This is a genomic window from Pseudomonas protegens, assembly GCF_013407925.2.
Classification (GTDB): Bacteria; Pseudomonadota; Gammaproteobacteria; order Pseudomonadales; family Pseudomonadaceae; genus Aquipseudomonas; species Aquipseudomonas fluorescens_AP.
Genome location: NZ_CP060201.1, coordinates 1,331,112 through 1,346,645, shown reverse-complemented (window position 1 = coordinate 1,346,645; position 15,534 = coordinate 1,331,112). Strand labels below are relative to the sequence as shown.

The window sequence follows — 15,534 nt, the reverse complement described above, 5'->3', positions numbered from 1 at the left end:
CTTTTGTTCGAGAGTGAAGGCAATTTGCCGCCGACTATAGCCGGGGCGCTATATCTCTTTAAAGATTAAAAAGAACTTTGCTTATTCCAGTTTCTTGAACAGCGCATTGCCGCAGCGCGAGCAGAAGGCCGCGGACGGTTCGTGGCTGTTCTTGCGGCACACCGGGCAGTCATGCTTGAGCTGTTCGCCACGCATGGCGCTGGCCAGTTCTGCGGTGAAGATCCCGGTGGGCACGGCGATGATCGAGTAACCGGTGATCATCACCATCGACGAGATCATCTGGCCGATCACGGTCTTGGGCACGATATCGCCATAACCGACGGTGGTCAGGGTGACGATGGCCCAGTAGATGCCCTTGGGGATGCTGGTGAAGCCATGCTCCGGGCCTTCGACCACGTACATCAGGGTGCCGAACACCGTGACCAGGGTGCAGACGCTGAGCAGGAACACCAGGATCTTCTGCTTGCTGCCGCGCAAGGCGTCCAGCAGGTAATGGGCCTGTTTCAGGTAGGGCGCCAGCTTGAGCACGCGGAAGATCCGCAGCATGCGGATGATACGGATGATCAGCAGGTACTGGGCGTCGCTGTAGTACAGGGCAAGGATGCCGGGGACGATCGCCAGCAGATCCACCAGGCCATAGAAACTGAAGGCGTAGCGCAGCGGCTTGGGCGAGCAGTACAGGCGCAGCCCGTACTCGATGGCGAAGATCAGGGTGAAGCCCCATTCGATGAAGGCCAGGACGTTGGCGTAGTTGCTGTGCACCTCGTCGATGCTGTCGAGAATCACGATCACCAGGCTGGCGAGGATGATCAGCAGCAAGGCAGTGTCGAAGCGTCTTCCGGCCACCGTATCGGTCTGGAAGATCATTACGTAGAGGCGCTGGCGCCAGTTGTCGCTGTTACCCATGGGAATCGCCTGAATCAAAGATCAGCGCAGCCTAGGGGGAGAGGATGGGGGAGCGCAAGGTGTGTTGTCCCGGGGCGTGCGGTCCAGAACCCGGGCGGCGGCATGCACCAGCCAGCAGGCGATGACGAAGGGCGCGGTGAGGGGCGCAAGACCCAGGGTGACGATCCCGGGGGTGATCAGCAGGGCCAGGATCATCCCCGCCAGGGGCCGCCACGGAGCACGGGCCTGCTGACCCAGGGCCAGGGCCACCAGCGCGCAGTTGTAGCCGCCCAGGCCCGACAGGGCCTGAGCCTGTTGCTGCTGCATCAGAGCCAGGGCCAGGCCGCAGGCCGAACCGATCAGGGCCCAGGCCGCCGCCCGGCGGTTGGCCAGCAGCAGGCCGAGGAGAATCAGCAACCCGGCCAGCGGCTGGCCGAGGAACATGATCTGGCCCAGGCCCTGGAGCAGGCCGCCCAGCAGGCTTCCCGGGGACAGGTCGGGTGTCGCCAGGGGCAGCGCTGCCTGGGGGGGCATCAGGCTCAGCAACAGCCAGCCAAGGCCGACGAAGGGCGCGGTGTAGGCCGGCAGGCTCTGCGGCTGGCGAGCGCGCTTGAGCCACTGCTGGGTGAGGATCGCGCTGAGGCCGGCGGCGGCGATGATCAGCGGCGGCAGCAGCACCGACCAGGGCAGGTACAGGCTCAGCAGCAGGCCCAGGAGCACACCGTTGTAGCTGAAGAGCCCGGCTTGCCGGTCGGCCTTGGCGTAGCCCCGGCGTTGTGCCGTGAGCAGGCCGGCCAGGGCGCCGAGCAGGGCTCCGCCGAGTTGGGCCGGGGCGCCGACCAGGATCGCCAGCAGGCACAACAGGCCGCACAGCGGATGGCGCTGGAGGAAAATCTGACTGAAACCGTTGAGCAAGGCAGTGGCCCAGTCGGGGCAGAAGGCATTGAAAGACTGTGCAGGCATGGTGGAAGTCGATGGATGCGGCACCTACCGCGTGCAGCGTTCGCTGCCGGTGGCCGCCTCTTCGGGCGGCTTCCGGCAGGTCGAGTGCGCTGCGGCGGCAGTGGCTACGGGTCAGAGAAGGGTTTCGACACGCAGGGAGTTGGTGGTCCCCGGCTGGCCGAACGGCACGCCGGTGGTGATCACCACGGTATCGCCGCGCTTGGCCAGGCCCTGGGCCTGGGCGATCTCCAGCGCCGTGGCGCACACCTCGTCCACCTGGCGCAGGCGGTCATTGACCACCGAGTGCACGCCCCAGGTCAGGGTCAGGCGGCGCGCGGTGGCCAGGTTCGGCGTCAGGTTGAGGATGGGCACCGATGGCCGTTCCCGGGCGGCACGCAGGGTCGAGCTGCCCGATTCGCTGTAGTTCACCAGTACCGCCACCGGCAGGATGCTGCACACCCGGCGGATCGCGCAGCTGATGGCGTCGGACACCGTCGCCTCGGCCTGGGGCCGGCTGACATCCAGTTGGGTCTGGTAATCGGGACCGCTCTCTACCTGGCGGATGATCTTGCTCATCATCTGCACCGCTTCCAGCGGGTACTCGCCAGAGGCGGTTTCCGCCGACAGCATCACCGCATCGGCGCCTTCGGCCACGGCGTTGGCCACGTCGGTGACCTCGGCCCGGGTCGGGGCGGGGGAAAAGCGCATGGATTCGAGCATCTGGGTGGCCACCACCACCGGTTTACCCAACTGGCGGCAGGTGCTGATGATGGTTTTCTGGATCTGCGGCACGCTTTCCGCCGGCACCTCGACCCCCAGGTCGCCCCTGGCCACCATGATCGCGTCGCTCAGTTCGGCGATTTCCCGTAGCTGGGTCACCGCTGAAGGCTTCTCGATCTTGGCCATCAGGTAGGCCTTGTCGCCGATCAGCGTGCGGGCTTCACGGATGTCTTCCGGGCGCTGCACGAAGGACAACGCCACCCAGTCTACCCCCAGTTCCAGGCCGAAGCTCAGGTCGCAGCGGTCCTTGGCGGTCAGCGGGCTGAGGTCTAGCACGGCCTGGGGCACGTTGACTCCCTTGCGGTCCGACAGTTCGCCGCCATTGAGCACGGTGGTCTCGATGGCGTCGGCGTGCTTGGCGATGACCCGCAGGCGCAGCTTGCCGTCGTCCAGCAGCAGGTCCATGCCCGGCTCCAGGGCGGCGATGATTTCCGGGTGCGGCAGGCTGACCCGCTGGGCGTTGCCAGGGGTCGGGTCGAGGTCCAGGCGCAGGGCTTGCCCGCGCACCAGTTGCACCTTGCCTTCGGCGAAAGTGCCGACCCGCAGTTTCGGCCCCTGCAGGTCCATGAGGATGCCCAGGGGGTAGTTCAGTTCACGCTCGACCTGGCGGATCCACTCAAAGCGTTGGGCATGGTCGGCATGGGCGCCGTGGCTGAAGTTGAGCCGGAAGATATTCACCCCGGCTTGTACCAGCTCGCGGATGTCCTCGATGCCATCGATGGCCGGGCCCAGGGTGGCGAGGATTTTGACCTTCTTGTCAGGCGTCATGTTTGGGGGTCTCAAGAATCAGGATGGCGCGGAAGTCGTTGACGTTGGTGCGGGTCGGCTCGGTGACGATCAGGTCGCCCAGCGCCGCGAAGTAGCCGTAGCCGTTGTTGTTGTCCAGCTCGTCGCTGGCGCTCAGGCCCAGGGCCGCGGCGCGGGCGTAGCTGTCCGGGGTCATGATGGCCCCGGCGTTGTCTTCGGAACCGTCGATGCCGTCGGTATCGCCAGCCAGGGCGTAGATGCCCGGGTGGCCCTTGAGGCTGTCGGTGAGGCTCAGGAGGAACTCGGCATTGCGTCCGCCACGGCCATTGCCGCGCACGGTGACCGTGGTTTCACCGCCGGAGAGGATCACGCAGGGCGCCGCCAGGGGTTGGCCGTGCAAGGCCACCTGACGGGCGATGCCGGCGTGAACCTTGGCCACCTCGCGGGATTCGCCTTCCAGGTCGCCGAGGATCAGTGGGCTGTAGCCGGCCTGGCGGGCTTTCACCGCGGCGGCTTCCAGGGATTGCTGGGGCCGGGCGATCAACTGGAAATGGCTGCGCTCCAGGCACGGGTCGCCGGGCTTGATGGTTTCCGACTCGGGGCTGTGCAACCAGCTGCGCACAGCGGCCGGAACCTGAATCTCGTAGCGCTTGAGAATCGCCAGGGCTTCAGCCGAGGTGCTCGGGTCGGCCACGGTGGGGCCGGAGGCGATGACTGTCGCCAGATCGCCGGGGACATCGGATATCGCGTAGGTGTAGACCGTGGCCGGCCAGCAGGCCTTGGCCAGGCGGCCGCCCTTGATCGCCGAGAGGTGCTTGCGCACGCAGTTCATCTCGCCGATGGTGGCGCCGGATTTGAGCAGGGCCTTGTTGATGGCCTGCTTGTCGGCCAGGGTGATGCCGGCGGCGGGCAGGGCCAGCAAGGCCGAGCCGCCGCCGGACAGCAGGAAAATCACCCGGTCCTGTTCCGACAGGTTGCTGACCAGTTCCAGCACGCGCTTGGCCACGGCCAGGCCGGCGGCGTCGGGCACCGGGTGGGCGGCTTCGACCACTTCGATCTTGCTGCAGGGGGCGCCGTGACCGTAGCGCGTGACCACCAGTCCGCTGACCTCGCCCTGCCAGCTGTGCTCCACCACCTGGGCCATGGCCGCCGCGGCCTTGCCGGCACCGATGACGATCACTCGACCGCTGCGGTCGCTGGGGAGATGGGCTTGCAGAACCTGTTGTGGATGGGCGGCGTCGATGGCTGTGGCGAACAGCTCACGGAGGAATTGTTGCGGATCGACCGACATGGCGGGCTCCCGGATTTCTTGTTATGGGGGGGGCTTGAAGCGGGAGTAGCCGCCACCTCAGGCGGCGACAAGGTTGGCAGGGCCTGTCCCTGGCCCGCCGTGAGGCGTTTCCTGCGAACCTTGGTACAGCCTGAGGCAGCGGCTACATAGGGTGGTTATTTTTTCTCGCGGATCGAGAAGTTGGCCATGTGTTCCAGGCCCTTGATCAGCGCCGAGTGGTCCCAGTTGGCGCCACCGATGGCGCTGCAGGTGCTGAACACTTGCTGGGTGCCGGCGGTGTTGGGCAGGTTGATGCCCAGCTCGCGGGCGCCGCTGAGGGCCAGGTTCAGGTCCTTCTGGTGCAGGTTGATGCGGAAGCCCGGATCGAAGGTGCCCTTGATCATCCGCTCGCCGTGCACTTCGAGGATCTTCGAGGAGGCGAAGCCGCCCATCAGTGCTTCGCGCACCTTGGCCGGGTCGGCGCCGTTCTTCGCGGCGAACAGCAGGGCTTCGGCCACGGCCTGGATATTCAGGGCGACGATGATCTGGTTGGCCACCTTGGCGGTCTGGCCGTCACCGTTGCCGCCGACCAGGGTGATGTTCTTGCCCATGCTCTGGAACAGCGGCAGGGCGCGTTCGAAAGCCTGGCTGTCGCCGCCGACCATGATGCTCAGGGTCGCGGCCTTGGCCCCGACTTCGCCGCCGGATACCGGGGCGTCCAGGTACTGCGCGCCTTTCTCGTTGATCTTGGCGGCGAAGGCCTTGGTCGCGGTGGGGGAGATGGAGCTCATGTCGATGACGATCTTGCCCTTGCCGATCCCGGCGGCAACGCCGTCGGCACGCAGCAGTACGTCTTCGACCTGAGGGGTATCGGGCACCATGATGATGACGAATTCGGCTTCCTGGGCCACTTCCTTGGGCGAGGCCAGGGCCACCGCGCCAGCGGCGATCAGATCGGCCGGGGCCTTGCCGTGGTGTTCCGAGAGCAGCAGCGAGTGACCGGCTTTCTGCAGGTTGGCGGCCATGGGGTGGCCCATGATGCCGGTGCCGATAAATCCGATTTTAGCCATGATAAAAATCCTCTATTCAACGGGACCCTGTAGGCGCTGGCTGGCCAGCGAAGGCGCAGCACTGCTTGCGGGCCTGTTCGCCGGCGAGCCGGCTCCTACAGGGGGACGGGTTCAGATTGCGTTGTGGGTTTTCAGCCAGCCGAGGCCGGCCTCGGTGGTGGTCAGCGGCTTGTACTCGCAGCCGACCCAGCCCTGGTAGCCGATGCGGTCCAGGTGCTCGAAGAGGAAGCGGTAGTTGATCTCACCGGTGCCCGGCTCGTTGCGCCCGGGGTTGTCCGCCAGCTGGATGTGGTTGATCTGGCCCAGGTGGTTGGCCATGGTCCGGGCCAGGTCACCCTCCATGATTTGCATGTGGTAGATGTCGTACTGCAGGTACAGGTTGGCGCTGCCCACCTGTTCGCGAATCGCCAGCGCCTGGGCGGTGTTGTTGAGGTAGAAGCCTGGAATGTCGCGGGTGTTGATCGCTTCCATCACCAGCTTGATGCCCACCGCTTGCAGCTTGTCGGCGGCGTACTTGAGGTTGGCGACGAAGGTCTTTTCCAGCAGGGCCTCATCGGCGCCTTGTGGACGGATGCCGGCCAGGCAATTGATCTGGGTGTTGCCCAGGACCTGGGCGTAGGCGATGGCCAGGTCGACCCCGGCCCGGAATTCCTCGACCCGGTCGGGCAGGCAGGCGATACCGCGCTCACCCTTGGCCCAGTCACCGGCCGGCAGGTTGAACAGCACCTGGGTCAGGCCGTTGGCATCGAGTTGCGCCTTGATCTCGGCGGAGCTGAATTCGTAGGGAAACAGGTATTCGACGCCGCTGAAGCCGGCATCGGCGGCAGCCTTGAAGCGGGCGAGGAAGTCCTGTTCGGTGAACAGCATGGACAGGTTGGCGGCAAAACGCGGCATGGTGGTCTCCTGTGAAACGGTGATGCCTGTGGTGGGCGCTCAGGCGGCAGTCGGGCTGCCCCGGCGACCTCTCTGGACAAGAGGGCGAGCGGGGCAATCCCGGCAAGGTTCGGGTAAACCCGATGACAGCCTGTGGCCGCGGCTACAGGGGTTAGTCGAGCAGGGAAATCGCGGTAGGGGCGTCGTTGCCCACCAGCGCCAGGTCTTCGAACTCGTTGACTGCGTTGATCTCGGTGCCCATGGAAATGTTGGTCACGCGCTCCAGGATGATCTCCACCACCACCGGCACCTTGTAGGTCTGGAGCATTTCCTGGGCCTGGCGCAGGGCCGGCTGGATGTCCTTGGGTTCGAACACCCGCAGGGCCTTGCAACCCAGGCCTTCGGCGACCGCTACGTGGTCGACGCCGTAGCCGTTGAGTTCCGGCGCGTTGAGGTTGTCGAAGGACAGCTGCACGCAGTAGTCCATGTCGAAACCGCGCTGGGCCTGGCGGATCAGCCCCAGGTAGGAGTTGTTCACCACCACGTGGATGTAGGGCAGGTTGAACTGCGCGCCCACCGCCAGCTCTTCGATCATGAACTGGAAGTCGTAGTCGCCGGACAGCGCCACCACCTGGCGATTCGGGTCGGCCTTGACCACGCCCAGCGCCGCGGGAATGGTCCAGCCCAGCGGGCCGGCCTGGCCGCAGTTGATCCAGTGGCGTGGCTTGTAGACGTGGAGGAACTGCGCGCCGGCAATCTGCGACAGGCCGATGGTGCTGACGTAGCAGGTGTCCTTGCCGAACACCTGGTTCATCTCTTCGTACACGCGCTGCGGCTTGACCGGCACGTTGTCGAAGTGAGTCTTGCGATGCAGGCTGGCCTTGCGCTGCTGGCAGTCATGCAGCCAGGCACTGCGGTCTTTCAACTTGCCGGCGGTCTGCCATTCACGAGCCACTTCCAGCAGCACGGTCAGGGCGCTGCCAGCGTCGGAGACGATGCCCAGGTCCGGGGTGAAGACACGGCCGATCTGGGTCGGTTCGATGTCCACGTGGATGAACTTGCGGCCTTCGGTATAGACGTCCACCGAGCCGGTGTGGCGGTTGGCCCAGCGGTTGCCGATGCCCAGCACGGTGTCGGACTTGAGCAGGGTGGCGTTGCCGTAGCGATGGGAGGTTTGCAGGCCGACCATGCCCACCATCTGGGGGTGATCGTCAGGGATGGTGCCCCAGCCCATCAGGGTCGGGATCACCGGGATACCGGTCAGTTCGGCGAACTCCACCAGCAGTTCGCTGGCGTCGGCGTTGATCACGCCACCACCGGCCACCAGCAATGGACGCTCGGCCTGGTCCAGCAGGGCCAGGACCTTTTCCGCCTGCAAGCGGGTTGCCGCGGGCTTGGCCAGGGGCAGGGGCTGGTAGGCGTCGATGTCGAATTCGATTTCCGCCATCTGCACGTCGAACGGCAGGTCGATCAGCACCGGGCCGGGACGGCCGGAGCGCATTTCGTAGAAGGCTTTCTGGAAGGCGTAGGGCACCTGGCCCGGCTCCAGCACGGTGGTGGCCCACTTGGTCACCGGCTTGACGATGCTGGTGATGTCCACGGCCTGGAAGTCTTCCTTGTGCAGGCGGGCCCGGGGTGCCTGGCCGGTGATGCAGAGAATCGGGATCGAGTCGGCCGAGGCGCTGTACAGGCCGGTGACCATGTCGGTGCCGGCCGGGCCGGAAGTGCCGATGCACACACCGATGTTGCCGGCCTTGGTGCGGGTGTAGCCCTCGGCCATGTGCGAGGCGCCTTCAACGTGGCGGGCGAGGACGTGATCGATGCCACCGACCTTCTGCAGCGCGGAATACAGCGGGTTGATGGCGGCACCCGGGATGCCAAAAGCGGTATCGACCCCTTCGCGGCGCATCACCAGAACGGCGGCTTCGATTGCTCTCATTTTGCTCATGGTTTTGTGCCTCTTACGTTTTGTAATTGTATACAAGTGGCTTTTCACAAAGTGTATTCACGGCGAGCGACGCAGGTCAATGGATTTTCTTGAGCTACAGTGGCTTTTGCCGAAGCCCCGATAAACCGGCGTCCATTTGTCGCATGTGGTGATTTTCACGATTTATTGTATACAAAAAATAAATTCATTGTGTTCTATTTGCCGTATCGGACTTCTCCTACCAGAAGCATTCCTCAGGCTTCCTCAATAACAAGATAAGGACGGCACCCATGAGCGCTTTAACCTTGAAAGTCGCAGTCAACCTGGCCAATCAGGCCATCAGTGCGGGGCGCCAGATCAGTGCGGCGCCCTTGACCATCGCCGTGCTGGACGCCGGTGGGCATCTGGTGACCCTGCAAAGGGAAGATGGCGCCAGCCTGCTGCGTCCGCAGATCGCCATCGGCAAGGCCTGGGGCGCGATTGCCCTGGGCAAGGGGTCGCGCCTGCTGGCCCTGGACGCGCAGCAGCGCCCGGCCTTTATCGGCGCGTTGAATGGTCTGGGGCAGGGCAGCGTGGTGCCGGCGCCGGGCGGGGTCCTGATCCGGGATCAGGCGGGGGCGGTGATTGGGGCGATCGGCATCAGTGGCGACACCTCGGACATCGACGAGCAATGCGCCATCAGCGCCATCGAAGCTCAGGGCCTGGCGGCGGACGCCGGCGTCAGCGCGTAGTCCTCAACCTTGCGGGCCCGGCCCCGGCCCGTAGCCGCTGCCGAGCCCGCGAGGCGGCGAAAAGGTCCGCAGGACCTTGCTGGTGTCTTGATATTCCTGCGCGCAGTTTGCCGCAACAACAGAAATGCACGGGGAGGGGCGCAAACGCGATCAGCGATCCGGTTCGCAGCCCTTGAGCACCAGGCGGATGATGGTCTGCGCCGCGGCCTCGTAGTCTTCTTCGGTGAGTTTGGCCTTGCCGGTGACCACCGAGATCTGCCAGTCGAAGTCGGCGTAGGTCTGGGTCGCGGCCCAGATGCTGAACATCAGGTGGTTGGGGTCGAGCGGGGCGATCAGGCCGCGATCGATCCAGGTCTGGATGCATTCGATGTTGTGCTTGGCCTGGGCGTTGAGCTGTTGCACCTGCTCCGGGCTCAGGTGCGGCGCGCCATGCATGATTTCGCTGGCGAACACTTTGGAGGCGAACGGCAGGTCGCGGGAGATGCGGATCTTCGAGCGGATATAGCCGCTGAGCACTTCGCTGGGCACACCGTCGGCATTGAACGGCGTGGAGGCCTGGAGAATCGGTTCGATGATGCTTTCCAGCACCTCGCGATAGAGGTTTTCCTTGGACTTGAAGTAGTAGTAGACGTTGGGTTTGGGCAATCCGGCCTTGGCGGCGATGTCGCTGGTCTTGGTCGCGGCAAAGCCCTTGTCGGCAAACTCTTCGCTGGCGGCCCGCAGGATCAGTTCTTTATTGCGCTCGCGGATGGTGCTCATAAACCGGGGGATTCCTTGCCTGTTCGGGCGGTTGCGCATGGTAGCACCGGCTTTGCGAGAGGCTCAAGAATGCCGGGTAGGGCCCGTTTTTCCTGCTTGTGGGCGCTCGCTGCGCGCTCGGTGGCGCGGTATGCTGCGCGCCTTATTTTCATGCAGGGAAGCCTGGCCCATGGCAGGAAGCAGTTTGCTGGTATTGATCGACGACATCGCCGCGGTCCTCGATGACGTGGCCTTGATGACCAAGGTGGCGGCGAAGAAGACCGCCGGGGTATTGGGCGACGATCTGGCGCTTAACGCTCAGCAGGTTTCCGGGGTGCGCGCCGAGCGGGAACTGCCCGTGGTCTGGGCGGTGGCCAAGGGCTCGTTTCGCAACAAGCTGATCCTGGTGCCGGCGGCCCTGGCCATCAGTGCCCTGGCGCCCTGGCTGGTGACGCCGTTGCTGATGGTCGGTGGCGCCTATCTGTGTTTCGAAGGCTTCGAGAAGCTGGCGCACAAATACCTGCCGCATGCCGATGACGCGGCCGAACATGAGCAGAGCCTGCAGGCCCTGGCCGATCCCCAGGTGGATCTGGTGGCCTTTGAAAAGGACAAGATCAAGGGCGCGATCCGTACCGATTTCATCCTCTCCGCCGAAATCATCGCCATCACCCTGGGCACGGTGGCGGGCGCTTCCCTGAGCCAGCAGGTGGTGGTGCTGTCGGGGATTGCGATCATCATGACCGTCGGCGTCTATGGCCTGGTGGGCGGCATCGTCAAGCTGGACGACCTGGGGCTGTGGCTGGCGCAGAAGCCCGGAGCCCTGGCCAGGCGCATCGGCGGCGCCATTCTGCGGGCGGCGCCGTGGATGATGAAGAGCCTGTCGGTGATCGGCACCGCGGCGATGTTCATGGTTGGCGGCGGCATCCTCACCCACGGCGTACCTGCCGTGCATCATCTGATTCAAGGCCTGGCCGAGCGCAGCGCCGGGGTCATCGGCGCGGCCTCGGTGATCATGCCGACCCTGCTCAATGCCGTGGCCGGGATTATTGCTGGCGCAGCGGTGCTGCTGGCCGTGAGCCTGATTGGCAAGGGCTGGCGTGCGCTGCGCGGCTGAGGCCTGACTCACCCCGTGGCGGTTATGACAGCCGGCGGCCTGGCGTAGAGCGATCGATGGCATCCGTGATGCCCGGTGAACTGCACTTGCGTGGGTTGTGCTGCGCGGATGTGCCGCCCCGCCGGATGGCGGGGCGAGGCGGGATTACTCGGCGATCTGCAGTTTGCGTGACTCGGTGTACACGTAGCGCACCTTTTCGTATTCGAACGGCGAGTTCAGCTGGCCATAGCGGAAGCTGGTCTGGTAGCGCTTGTCGACCCCGCGCAAGACCCAGATTTCCGGGTGATTGCTGCTGACTTCCGAGACGTTGAGGAAGTTGATCGCCGATTCGGTGGTGTAGTCCACGGCCAGCCCCGCGGTGTCCCGCAGGTTCGACGGGCCGAGGATCGGCAGCACCAGATAGGCCCCCGCGGGCACGCCATAGAAGCCCAGGGTCTGGCCGAAATCTTCGGTTTGGCGCGGCAGGCCCATCTTGGTTGCCGGATCCCATAGCCCGGCGACACCGATGGTGGTGTTGAGCAGCAGGCGCGCGGTGGTTTCCATCGAGCGCTGGCCCTTGAACTGCAACAGGCTGTTGACCAGGTTCGGCACGTCGCCGAGGTTGTTGAAGAAGTTGCTCACCCCGCTGCGCAGGAACCCCGGGGTCACATAGCGGTAGCCGTCCACCACCGGCAGGAACACCCACTGGTCGAAGCGGTAGTTGAAGTGGTAGACCCGGCGGTTCCAGGACTCCAGCGGGTCATAGACATTCAGCGCATTGAGGGTCGAGCGCTCGAACTCGCGCTGGTCCAGGCCCGGGTTGAACTTGAGTTTCTTCAACGGCTCGGTGAAGCCGTCGGGATCGGGCGTGACCGGGGTGTTGGCCTTGCTGTTGTCGGCTTGGGCATAGCCTGCGCAGAGCAACGCAGCGATAAGCAGGAGATGTTTAGCCACGGAAGAACTCCAGCATGGCGTCGCTGTTGACGCGGTAGTTGAGGTTGCCGCAGTGCCCGCCATGGGGGTAGACGGTCAGGCGGTCGCCAAAGGTTTTACGCAGGAAGCCCAGGTCGCCGGGGCCGAGGATCACATCGTCGGCGTTGTGCATCACGGCAATCTTCGGGCTGGCCTTGAGGTAGTCCTGCAGGGCGTAGAGGCTCACCTGGTCGATCAGTTGCAGCAGGCTGCCGCCGTCGGTCCGGGCGCGCCACATGGGGATCACTTGCTCGGTCAGGTAGCAGTCGAAGTCGCACTGCAGGGCGCGCTTGAGAAACGGCGTGAGGCTGGTGCCTTCGCGGATCGGGTACTTGGGCGGGGTGATCAGGCCGCGGCGGTTGATCAGGTCCGAGGTGAAGGCGATGTCCGCCGCCGAGAAGCGGAAGGAGGTGCCGATCAGCATCGCCATCTGTTCGTTGCTCAGGTGTTGCTTGGACTGCTGGAAGTCATAGAGCAGGGCGTCGTTGAGGTCGATGTAGCCTTTCTGCTGGAAGTAACGGGTCAGCTTGCCCAGCACCAGTTCATAGAAGGTGGTGCTGTTGTTGATGCCCTTGACCTCGGTCTGCACCAGCTTGTCGAGGTTGGTGATCGAGGTGTAGAGGTTGACCGGCGGGTTGAGCAGCAGGACTTTCTTGAAGTTGAAGCTGCGCCGGGTTTCATCCAGTTTGCTGACGAAGGCCGCGTCCAGGGCGCCGAGGCTGTAGCCGGTGAGGTAGAACTCGCTGATTGGCAGCTTCGGGTGCTGCGCGCGCACGGCCTGCATGACCCGGTACATGTCTTCGGCGTCTTCCTGGGTCACCCCGGGGGTGGCAAAGCGCGAGGCGGCGCTGATGAAGTCGAAGCTGGTGGGCGAGGACAGCTGCACCACGTGGTAGCCGGCCTTGTAGTAGAGCTTCTTCAGGTATTCGTTGAGGCTGCTGTCGTAGCGTGCGCCGGTGCCGGCAATCAGGAAGATCAGCGGCGCGGCGTGATCCTGGGTGGCGATGCGGTAGGTGAGTTTCTTCACCGCCCAGAAGTTGTCCGGGAGGATGAACTCGCGCTCGGGGCGCAGGGTCAGGCTGTAGTCGGACTGGCGGATGTCTTCGCTGGCGGGCAGCTCCGGACGCAGCTCTGGCGGTGTGGTGGCGATGGTGGCTTCGAACGGGTTGGTCAACGGGTAGCCATAGCTGGCCGGGTCGACATCGACCGCCAGTGCGGACGCACTCAGGATAAGGCCGCCAAACAGGGCAGCGAAGCGCAAGGAACGAAGCATGACTGTATCCCTAGAAGGAAGGTGCCGAATGAGGTTTGCAGGCTATGACCACCGCGCTGCTGCCGAAGTGCCATGGGGTAGCACAAATATCCCTGCCGCAGGCGTGGCGCAGGTTGCTGGTAGGCGGACGATACACGTTGCCGGCATTTGCTGAATAGTTATCTGTGCATCGCCCTTGCCAAGCGTTTGTGGAGGATTATGCTGGGCGCCGTTTTGATTGTTCGGAGTGTTCCATGTCTCGCCGCTTGCCCGTGATTGTGCTGCTCATCGTCCTGCCGTTGTGGCTGGCCGCCAGTTATGGCTTGCTCTACGGTTTTATGGAGGACGCGCGCTGGGTGGGCGCCTGTGTCGACGAAGCCGCGCGTTGGGAATGCTCGCTGCGCTCCAGCCTGGGCTGGATGATCCACTTCAAGGTGCTGGGCTGGAGTGCCCTGGGCGCCGCGCTACTGGCCTTTGTGCTGCCGGGGCGCAGCGGCTGGTGGCTGGCGGTGCTGGCGATGCTGGCCGGTATTCCGGCGCTGGCGCTGTACAACACGACCCTGGCGGTGTTCGCGGTGGTGATTGCCGCATTGCGCCTGGTACGGGCTGCGCGACCCTGACCTGTCGGCCGCGGACGCCATCCAGGCGCGCCCGCGGCCACAGTTGAAGAGTCAGGCGATACGGGCCCGGAGGCTGCGCCACAGCGCGGCCACCATCAGCAGGCTGACCAGGGCCCAGCCCCAGGCTTGCTGGTTGGCCAGGCCTTCCTGGTACAGCTGGGGAGCGATGCCGGCCCCCAGGATAAAGGTCAGCAGGGCAATCTCGCGGCGCGCTACGCGGACCGGACGGCACAGGTAGACCAGCGCCGGCAGGATCAGGGCCGCGCTGGGGAAGCTGCGGTAGCGTGGGTCGAACACCAGTTCCAGCATCATCACCGCCGCGGCGAAGCCCGCTGCCGCCAGGAGCCAGCCGGCGCGCTGTTCCAGGGCGTTGAAGGCCCGTTGGCGCCAGCCTTGGCGTGGGCTCAGGGTCAGTGCGGCATGGGCCAGCACCAGCAGGTTCAAGCCCAGCAGCAAGGCAGCCCACACCCATTCCCCGGTGAAGCGGCTGGTGACCCGCGCCAGTTCGGCCCAGGTGCCGATGGCGCAGGCCGCCAGCGTCCCCAGCAGTGGCAGCAACAGCGCTGCGCGCCGGGTCCGGACCGACCCACCCAGCACCAGGGTGCCGAGGAAGATCACGCCGCCCACGCCCAGCCACAGCGGCCAGTGAGGCAGGTTGGAAACCGGGCCGGCGAGGATGCCCTTGTCCTGGCGATCGGCGTCGAACAGTCCCCAGTAGCCGCCGACCGCACCTTCGCTGGCGCGTTTCCAGGGTTGGTCGAAGGCTTCGATCAGGTTGTAGTGCCAGCCATTGTGTTCTGCCAGGGCGACGAAGCCGCGAATGAACTTGGCTTCGTTGACCCGGCTCGGCAGCGCGGTTTCGCGCTGGCGGCCTTCGCTGGGCCAGCCGGTTTCACCGATCAGCACGTCCTTGGGGGCGAAACGGTTGCCGAACACCTGGCGCACTTCGGCCACATGGTTGAGGGCGGCGTCGATGTTCGACGGATCGTCTTCCCAGTAGGGCAGCAGGTGGATGGTGAGAAAGTCCACCGCCGGGGCGATTTCCGGGTGCTTGAGCCAGAACTCCCAGACGTCGGCGTAGGTCACCGGCTGCTTGACCCCGGCCTTGACCTTGAGAATCAGCCGCGCCAGTTGCGCGCCGGTGACTTCCTTGCGCAGCAGGGCTTCGTTGCCGACGATCACCGCGCTGACCACGTCCGGGTTGGCGTTGGCCGAGGCGATCAGCAGATCGACTTCCTTCTCGGTGTCCACCGGGTTGCTGTTGACCCAGGCGCCGATCATCAGTTTCAGGCCGTGCTTGCGCGCCAGCTCCGGCAGTGCTTCTAGGCCGGTCATGGAGTAGGTGCGGATGCATTCGAAGCGGGTGGCCAGCAGCGCCAGGTCGGCATCCATGCGCTCGGGGCGCAGTTTGAATGGTTGGTCGAAGGGCGACTGATCCTTGTCGAACGGCGTATAGGACGCGCATTGCAGTTTGTGGTTGGCGCTGGCGACGTCGGCCAGGTGCACTGGCTGGCCAAGGCCGTACCAGTAGCCACAAAGGGCCAGCAGGCCGATCAGGCAGGCAAACAGATAAGCGAGGGCAGGGAAGCGGGCAGAAGCGGGCATGGTCGGGCCGTAGCAGAGCAAAGCCCGGC

14 protein-coding genes are annotated in these 15,534 nt (G+C 64.9%); 3 read left to right on the top strand and 11 right to left on the bottom strand.

Annotated elements, in window-relative coordinates:
- Positions 1-81 precede the first annotated feature (81 nt).
- The 7 genes from GGI48_RS06290 to gcl all read right to left on the bottom strand — a co-directional run bounded on the left by GGI48_RS06290 (position 82) and on the right by gcl (position 8,515).
- Positions 82-906: an ion transporter gene (locus GGI48_RS06290; protein ID WP_016965169.1), complete on the bottom strand. Its 825-nt coding sequence runs from the start codon at positions 904-906 to the stop codon at positions 82-84.
- A 21-nt stretch (positions 907-927) separates the two neighbouring features.
- The gene (locus tag GGI48_RS06285; RefSeq protein ID WP_179597504.1) at positions 928-1,848 is read right to left on the bottom strand and encodes an urea transporter; all 921 of its coding nucleotides are present in this window, start codon (positions 1,846-1,848) and stop codon (positions 928-930) included.
- Positions 1,849-1,959: 111 nt separating this feature from the next.
- Positions 1,960-3,375, bottom strand: a complete 1,416-nt coding sequence (pyk, locus tag GGI48_RS06280; protein WP_016965182.1) for a pyruvate kinase — start codon at positions 3,373-3,375, stop codon at positions 1,960-1,962.
- A complete protein-coding gene (locus GGI48_RS06275; protein WP_047302731.1) occupies positions 3,365-4,645 on the bottom strand; it encodes a glycerate kinase in 1,281 nt (426 codons plus the stop codon). Before GGI48_RS06275 ends, pyk begins: the two co-directional genes overlap by 11 nt.
- A 155-nt stretch (positions 4,646-4,800) precedes the next feature.
- Positions 4,801-5,694: a 2-hydroxy-3-oxopropionate reductase gene (locus tag GGI48_RS06270; RefSeq protein ID WP_047302733.1), complete on the bottom strand. Its 894-nt coding sequence runs from the start codon at positions 5,692-5,694 to the stop codon at positions 4,801-4,803.
- Between the two features lie 111 nt (positions 5,695-5,805).
- Positions 5,806-6,588 carry a hydroxypyruvate isomerase gene (gene hyi, locus GGI48_RS06265; RefSeq protein WP_016965185.1) on the bottom strand — a complete coding sequence of 261 codons (783 nt, stop codon included), beginning with the start codon at positions 6,586-6,588 and terminating at the stop codon, positions 5,806-5,808.
- Between the two features lie 151 nt (positions 6,589-6,739).
- Positions 6,740-8,515, bottom strand: a complete 1,776-nt coding sequence (gene gcl, locus GGI48_RS06260; protein WP_179597502.1) for a glyoxylate carboligase — start codon at positions 8,513-8,515, stop codon at positions 6,740-6,742.
- A gap of 269 nt (positions 8,516-8,784) precedes the next feature.
- Here gcl and GGI48_RS06255 point away from each other — a divergent pair, with 269 nt between their 5' ends.
- Complete coding sequence (locus GGI48_RS06255; protein ID WP_016968076.1) at positions 8,785-9,225, top strand: GlcG/HbpS family heme-binding protein; 441 nt, start codon at positions 8,785-8,787, stop codon at positions 9,223-9,225.
- A gap of 150 nt (positions 9,226-9,375) precedes the next feature.
- Here GGI48_RS06255 and GGI48_RS06250 read toward each other — a convergent pair whose 3' ends face one another.
- Positions 9,376-9,984 (bottom strand): TetR/AcrR family transcriptional regulator, encoded by a 609-nt coding sequence (locus GGI48_RS06250; protein ID WP_016968077.1) that lies wholly within the window; start codon positions 9,982-9,984, stop codon positions 9,376-9,378.
- Between the two features lie 169 nt (positions 9,985-10,153).
- Between GGI48_RS06250 and GGI48_RS06245 the strand changes: the two genes are divergently transcribed.
- Positions 10,154-11,077 (top strand): DUF808 domain-containing protein, encoded by a 924-nt coding sequence (locus GGI48_RS06245; protein ID WP_179597500.1) that lies wholly within the window; start codon positions 10,154-10,156, stop codon positions 11,075-11,077.
- A gap of 144 nt (positions 11,078-11,221) precedes the next feature.
- Here the strand turns inward: GGI48_RS06245 and GGI48_RS06240 are convergent, their stop codons facing one another.
- Both GGI48_RS06240 and GGI48_RS06235 read right to left on the bottom strand, forming a co-directional pair.
- On the bottom strand, positions 11,222-12,010 hold the full coding sequence (locus GGI48_RS06240; protein ID WP_016968079.1) for a VacJ family lipoprotein: 789 nt from the start codon (positions 12,008-12,010) through the stop codon (positions 11,222-11,224).
- Complete coding sequence (locus tag GGI48_RS06235; RefSeq protein WP_016968080.1) at positions 12,003-13,301, bottom strand: serine protein kinase PrkA; 1,299 nt, start codon at positions 13,299-13,301, stop codon at positions 12,003-12,005. The genes GGI48_RS06240 and GGI48_RS06235 overlap by 8 nt, the downstream gene beginning before the upstream one ends.
- 233 nt (positions 13,302-13,534) lie before the next feature.
- Here GGI48_RS06235 and GGI48_RS06230 point away from each other — a divergent pair, with 233 nt between their 5' ends.
- On the top strand, positions 13,535-13,900 hold the full coding sequence (locus tag GGI48_RS06230) for a hypothetical protein (protein ID WP_179597499.1): 366 nt from the start codon (positions 13,535-13,537) through the stop codon (positions 13,898-13,900).
- Between the two features lie 51 nt (positions 13,901-13,951).
- Here GGI48_RS06230 and GGI48_RS06225 read toward each other — a convergent pair whose 3' ends face one another.
- A complete protein-coding gene (locus GGI48_RS06225; protein ID WP_179597497.1) occupies positions 13,952-15,505 on the bottom strand; it encodes a beta (1-6) glucans synthase in 1,554 nt (517 codons plus the stop codon).
- Positions 15,506-15,534: the final 29 nt, after the last annotated feature.

Coding starts and splice junctions, on each gene's coding strand:
- GGI48_RS06250 (WP_016968077.1), bottom strand. CDS start 9,984: ATGAGCACCATCCGCGAGCGCAATAAAGAACTGATCCTGCGGGCCGCC.
- GGI48_RS06245 (WP_179597500.1), top strand. CDS start 10,154: ATGGCAGGAAGCAGTTTGCTGGTATTGATCGACGACATCGCCGCGGTC.
- GGI48_RS06285 (WP_179597504.1), bottom strand. CDS start 1,848: ATGCCTGCACAGTCTTTCAATGCCTTCTGCCCCGACTGGGCCACTGCC.
- GGI48_RS06255 (WP_016968076.1), top strand. CDS start 8,785: ATGAGCGCTTTAACCTTGAAAGTCGCAGTCAACCTGGCCAATCAGGCC.
- GGI48_RS06270 (WP_047302733.1), bottom strand. CDS start 5,694: ATGGCTAAAATCGGATTTATCGGCACCGGCATCATGGGCCACCCCATG.
- pyk (WP_016965182.1), bottom strand. CDS start 3,375: ATGACGCCTGACAAGAAGGTCAAAATCCTCGCCACCCTGGGCCCGGCC.
- GGI48_RS06275 (WP_047302731.1), bottom strand. CDS start 4,645: ATGTCGGTCGATCCGCAACAATTCCTCCGTGAGCTGTTCGCCACAGCC.
- GGI48_RS06290 (WP_016965169.1), bottom strand. CDS start 906: ATGGGTAACAGCGACAACTGGCGCCAGCGCCTCTACGTAATGATCTTC.
- GGI48_RS06225 (WP_179597497.1), bottom strand. CDS start 15,505: ATGCCCGCTTCTGCCCGCTTCCCTGCCCTCGCTTATCTGTTTGCCTGC.
- GGI48_RS06235 (WP_016968080.1), bottom strand. CDS start 13,301: ATGCTTCGTTCCTTGCGCTTCGCTGCCCTGTTTGGCGGCCTTATCCTG.
- gcl (WP_179597502.1), bottom strand. CDS start 8,515: ATGAGCAAAATGAGAGCAATCGAAGCCGCCGTTCTGGTGATGCGCCGC.
- hyi (WP_016965185.1), bottom strand. CDS start 6,588: ATGCCGCGTTTTGCCGCCAACCTGTCCATGCTGTTCACCGAACAGGAC.
- GGI48_RS06230 (WP_179597499.1), top strand. CDS start 13,535: ATGTCTCGCCGCTTGCCCGTGATTGTGCTGCTCATCGTCCTGCCGTTG.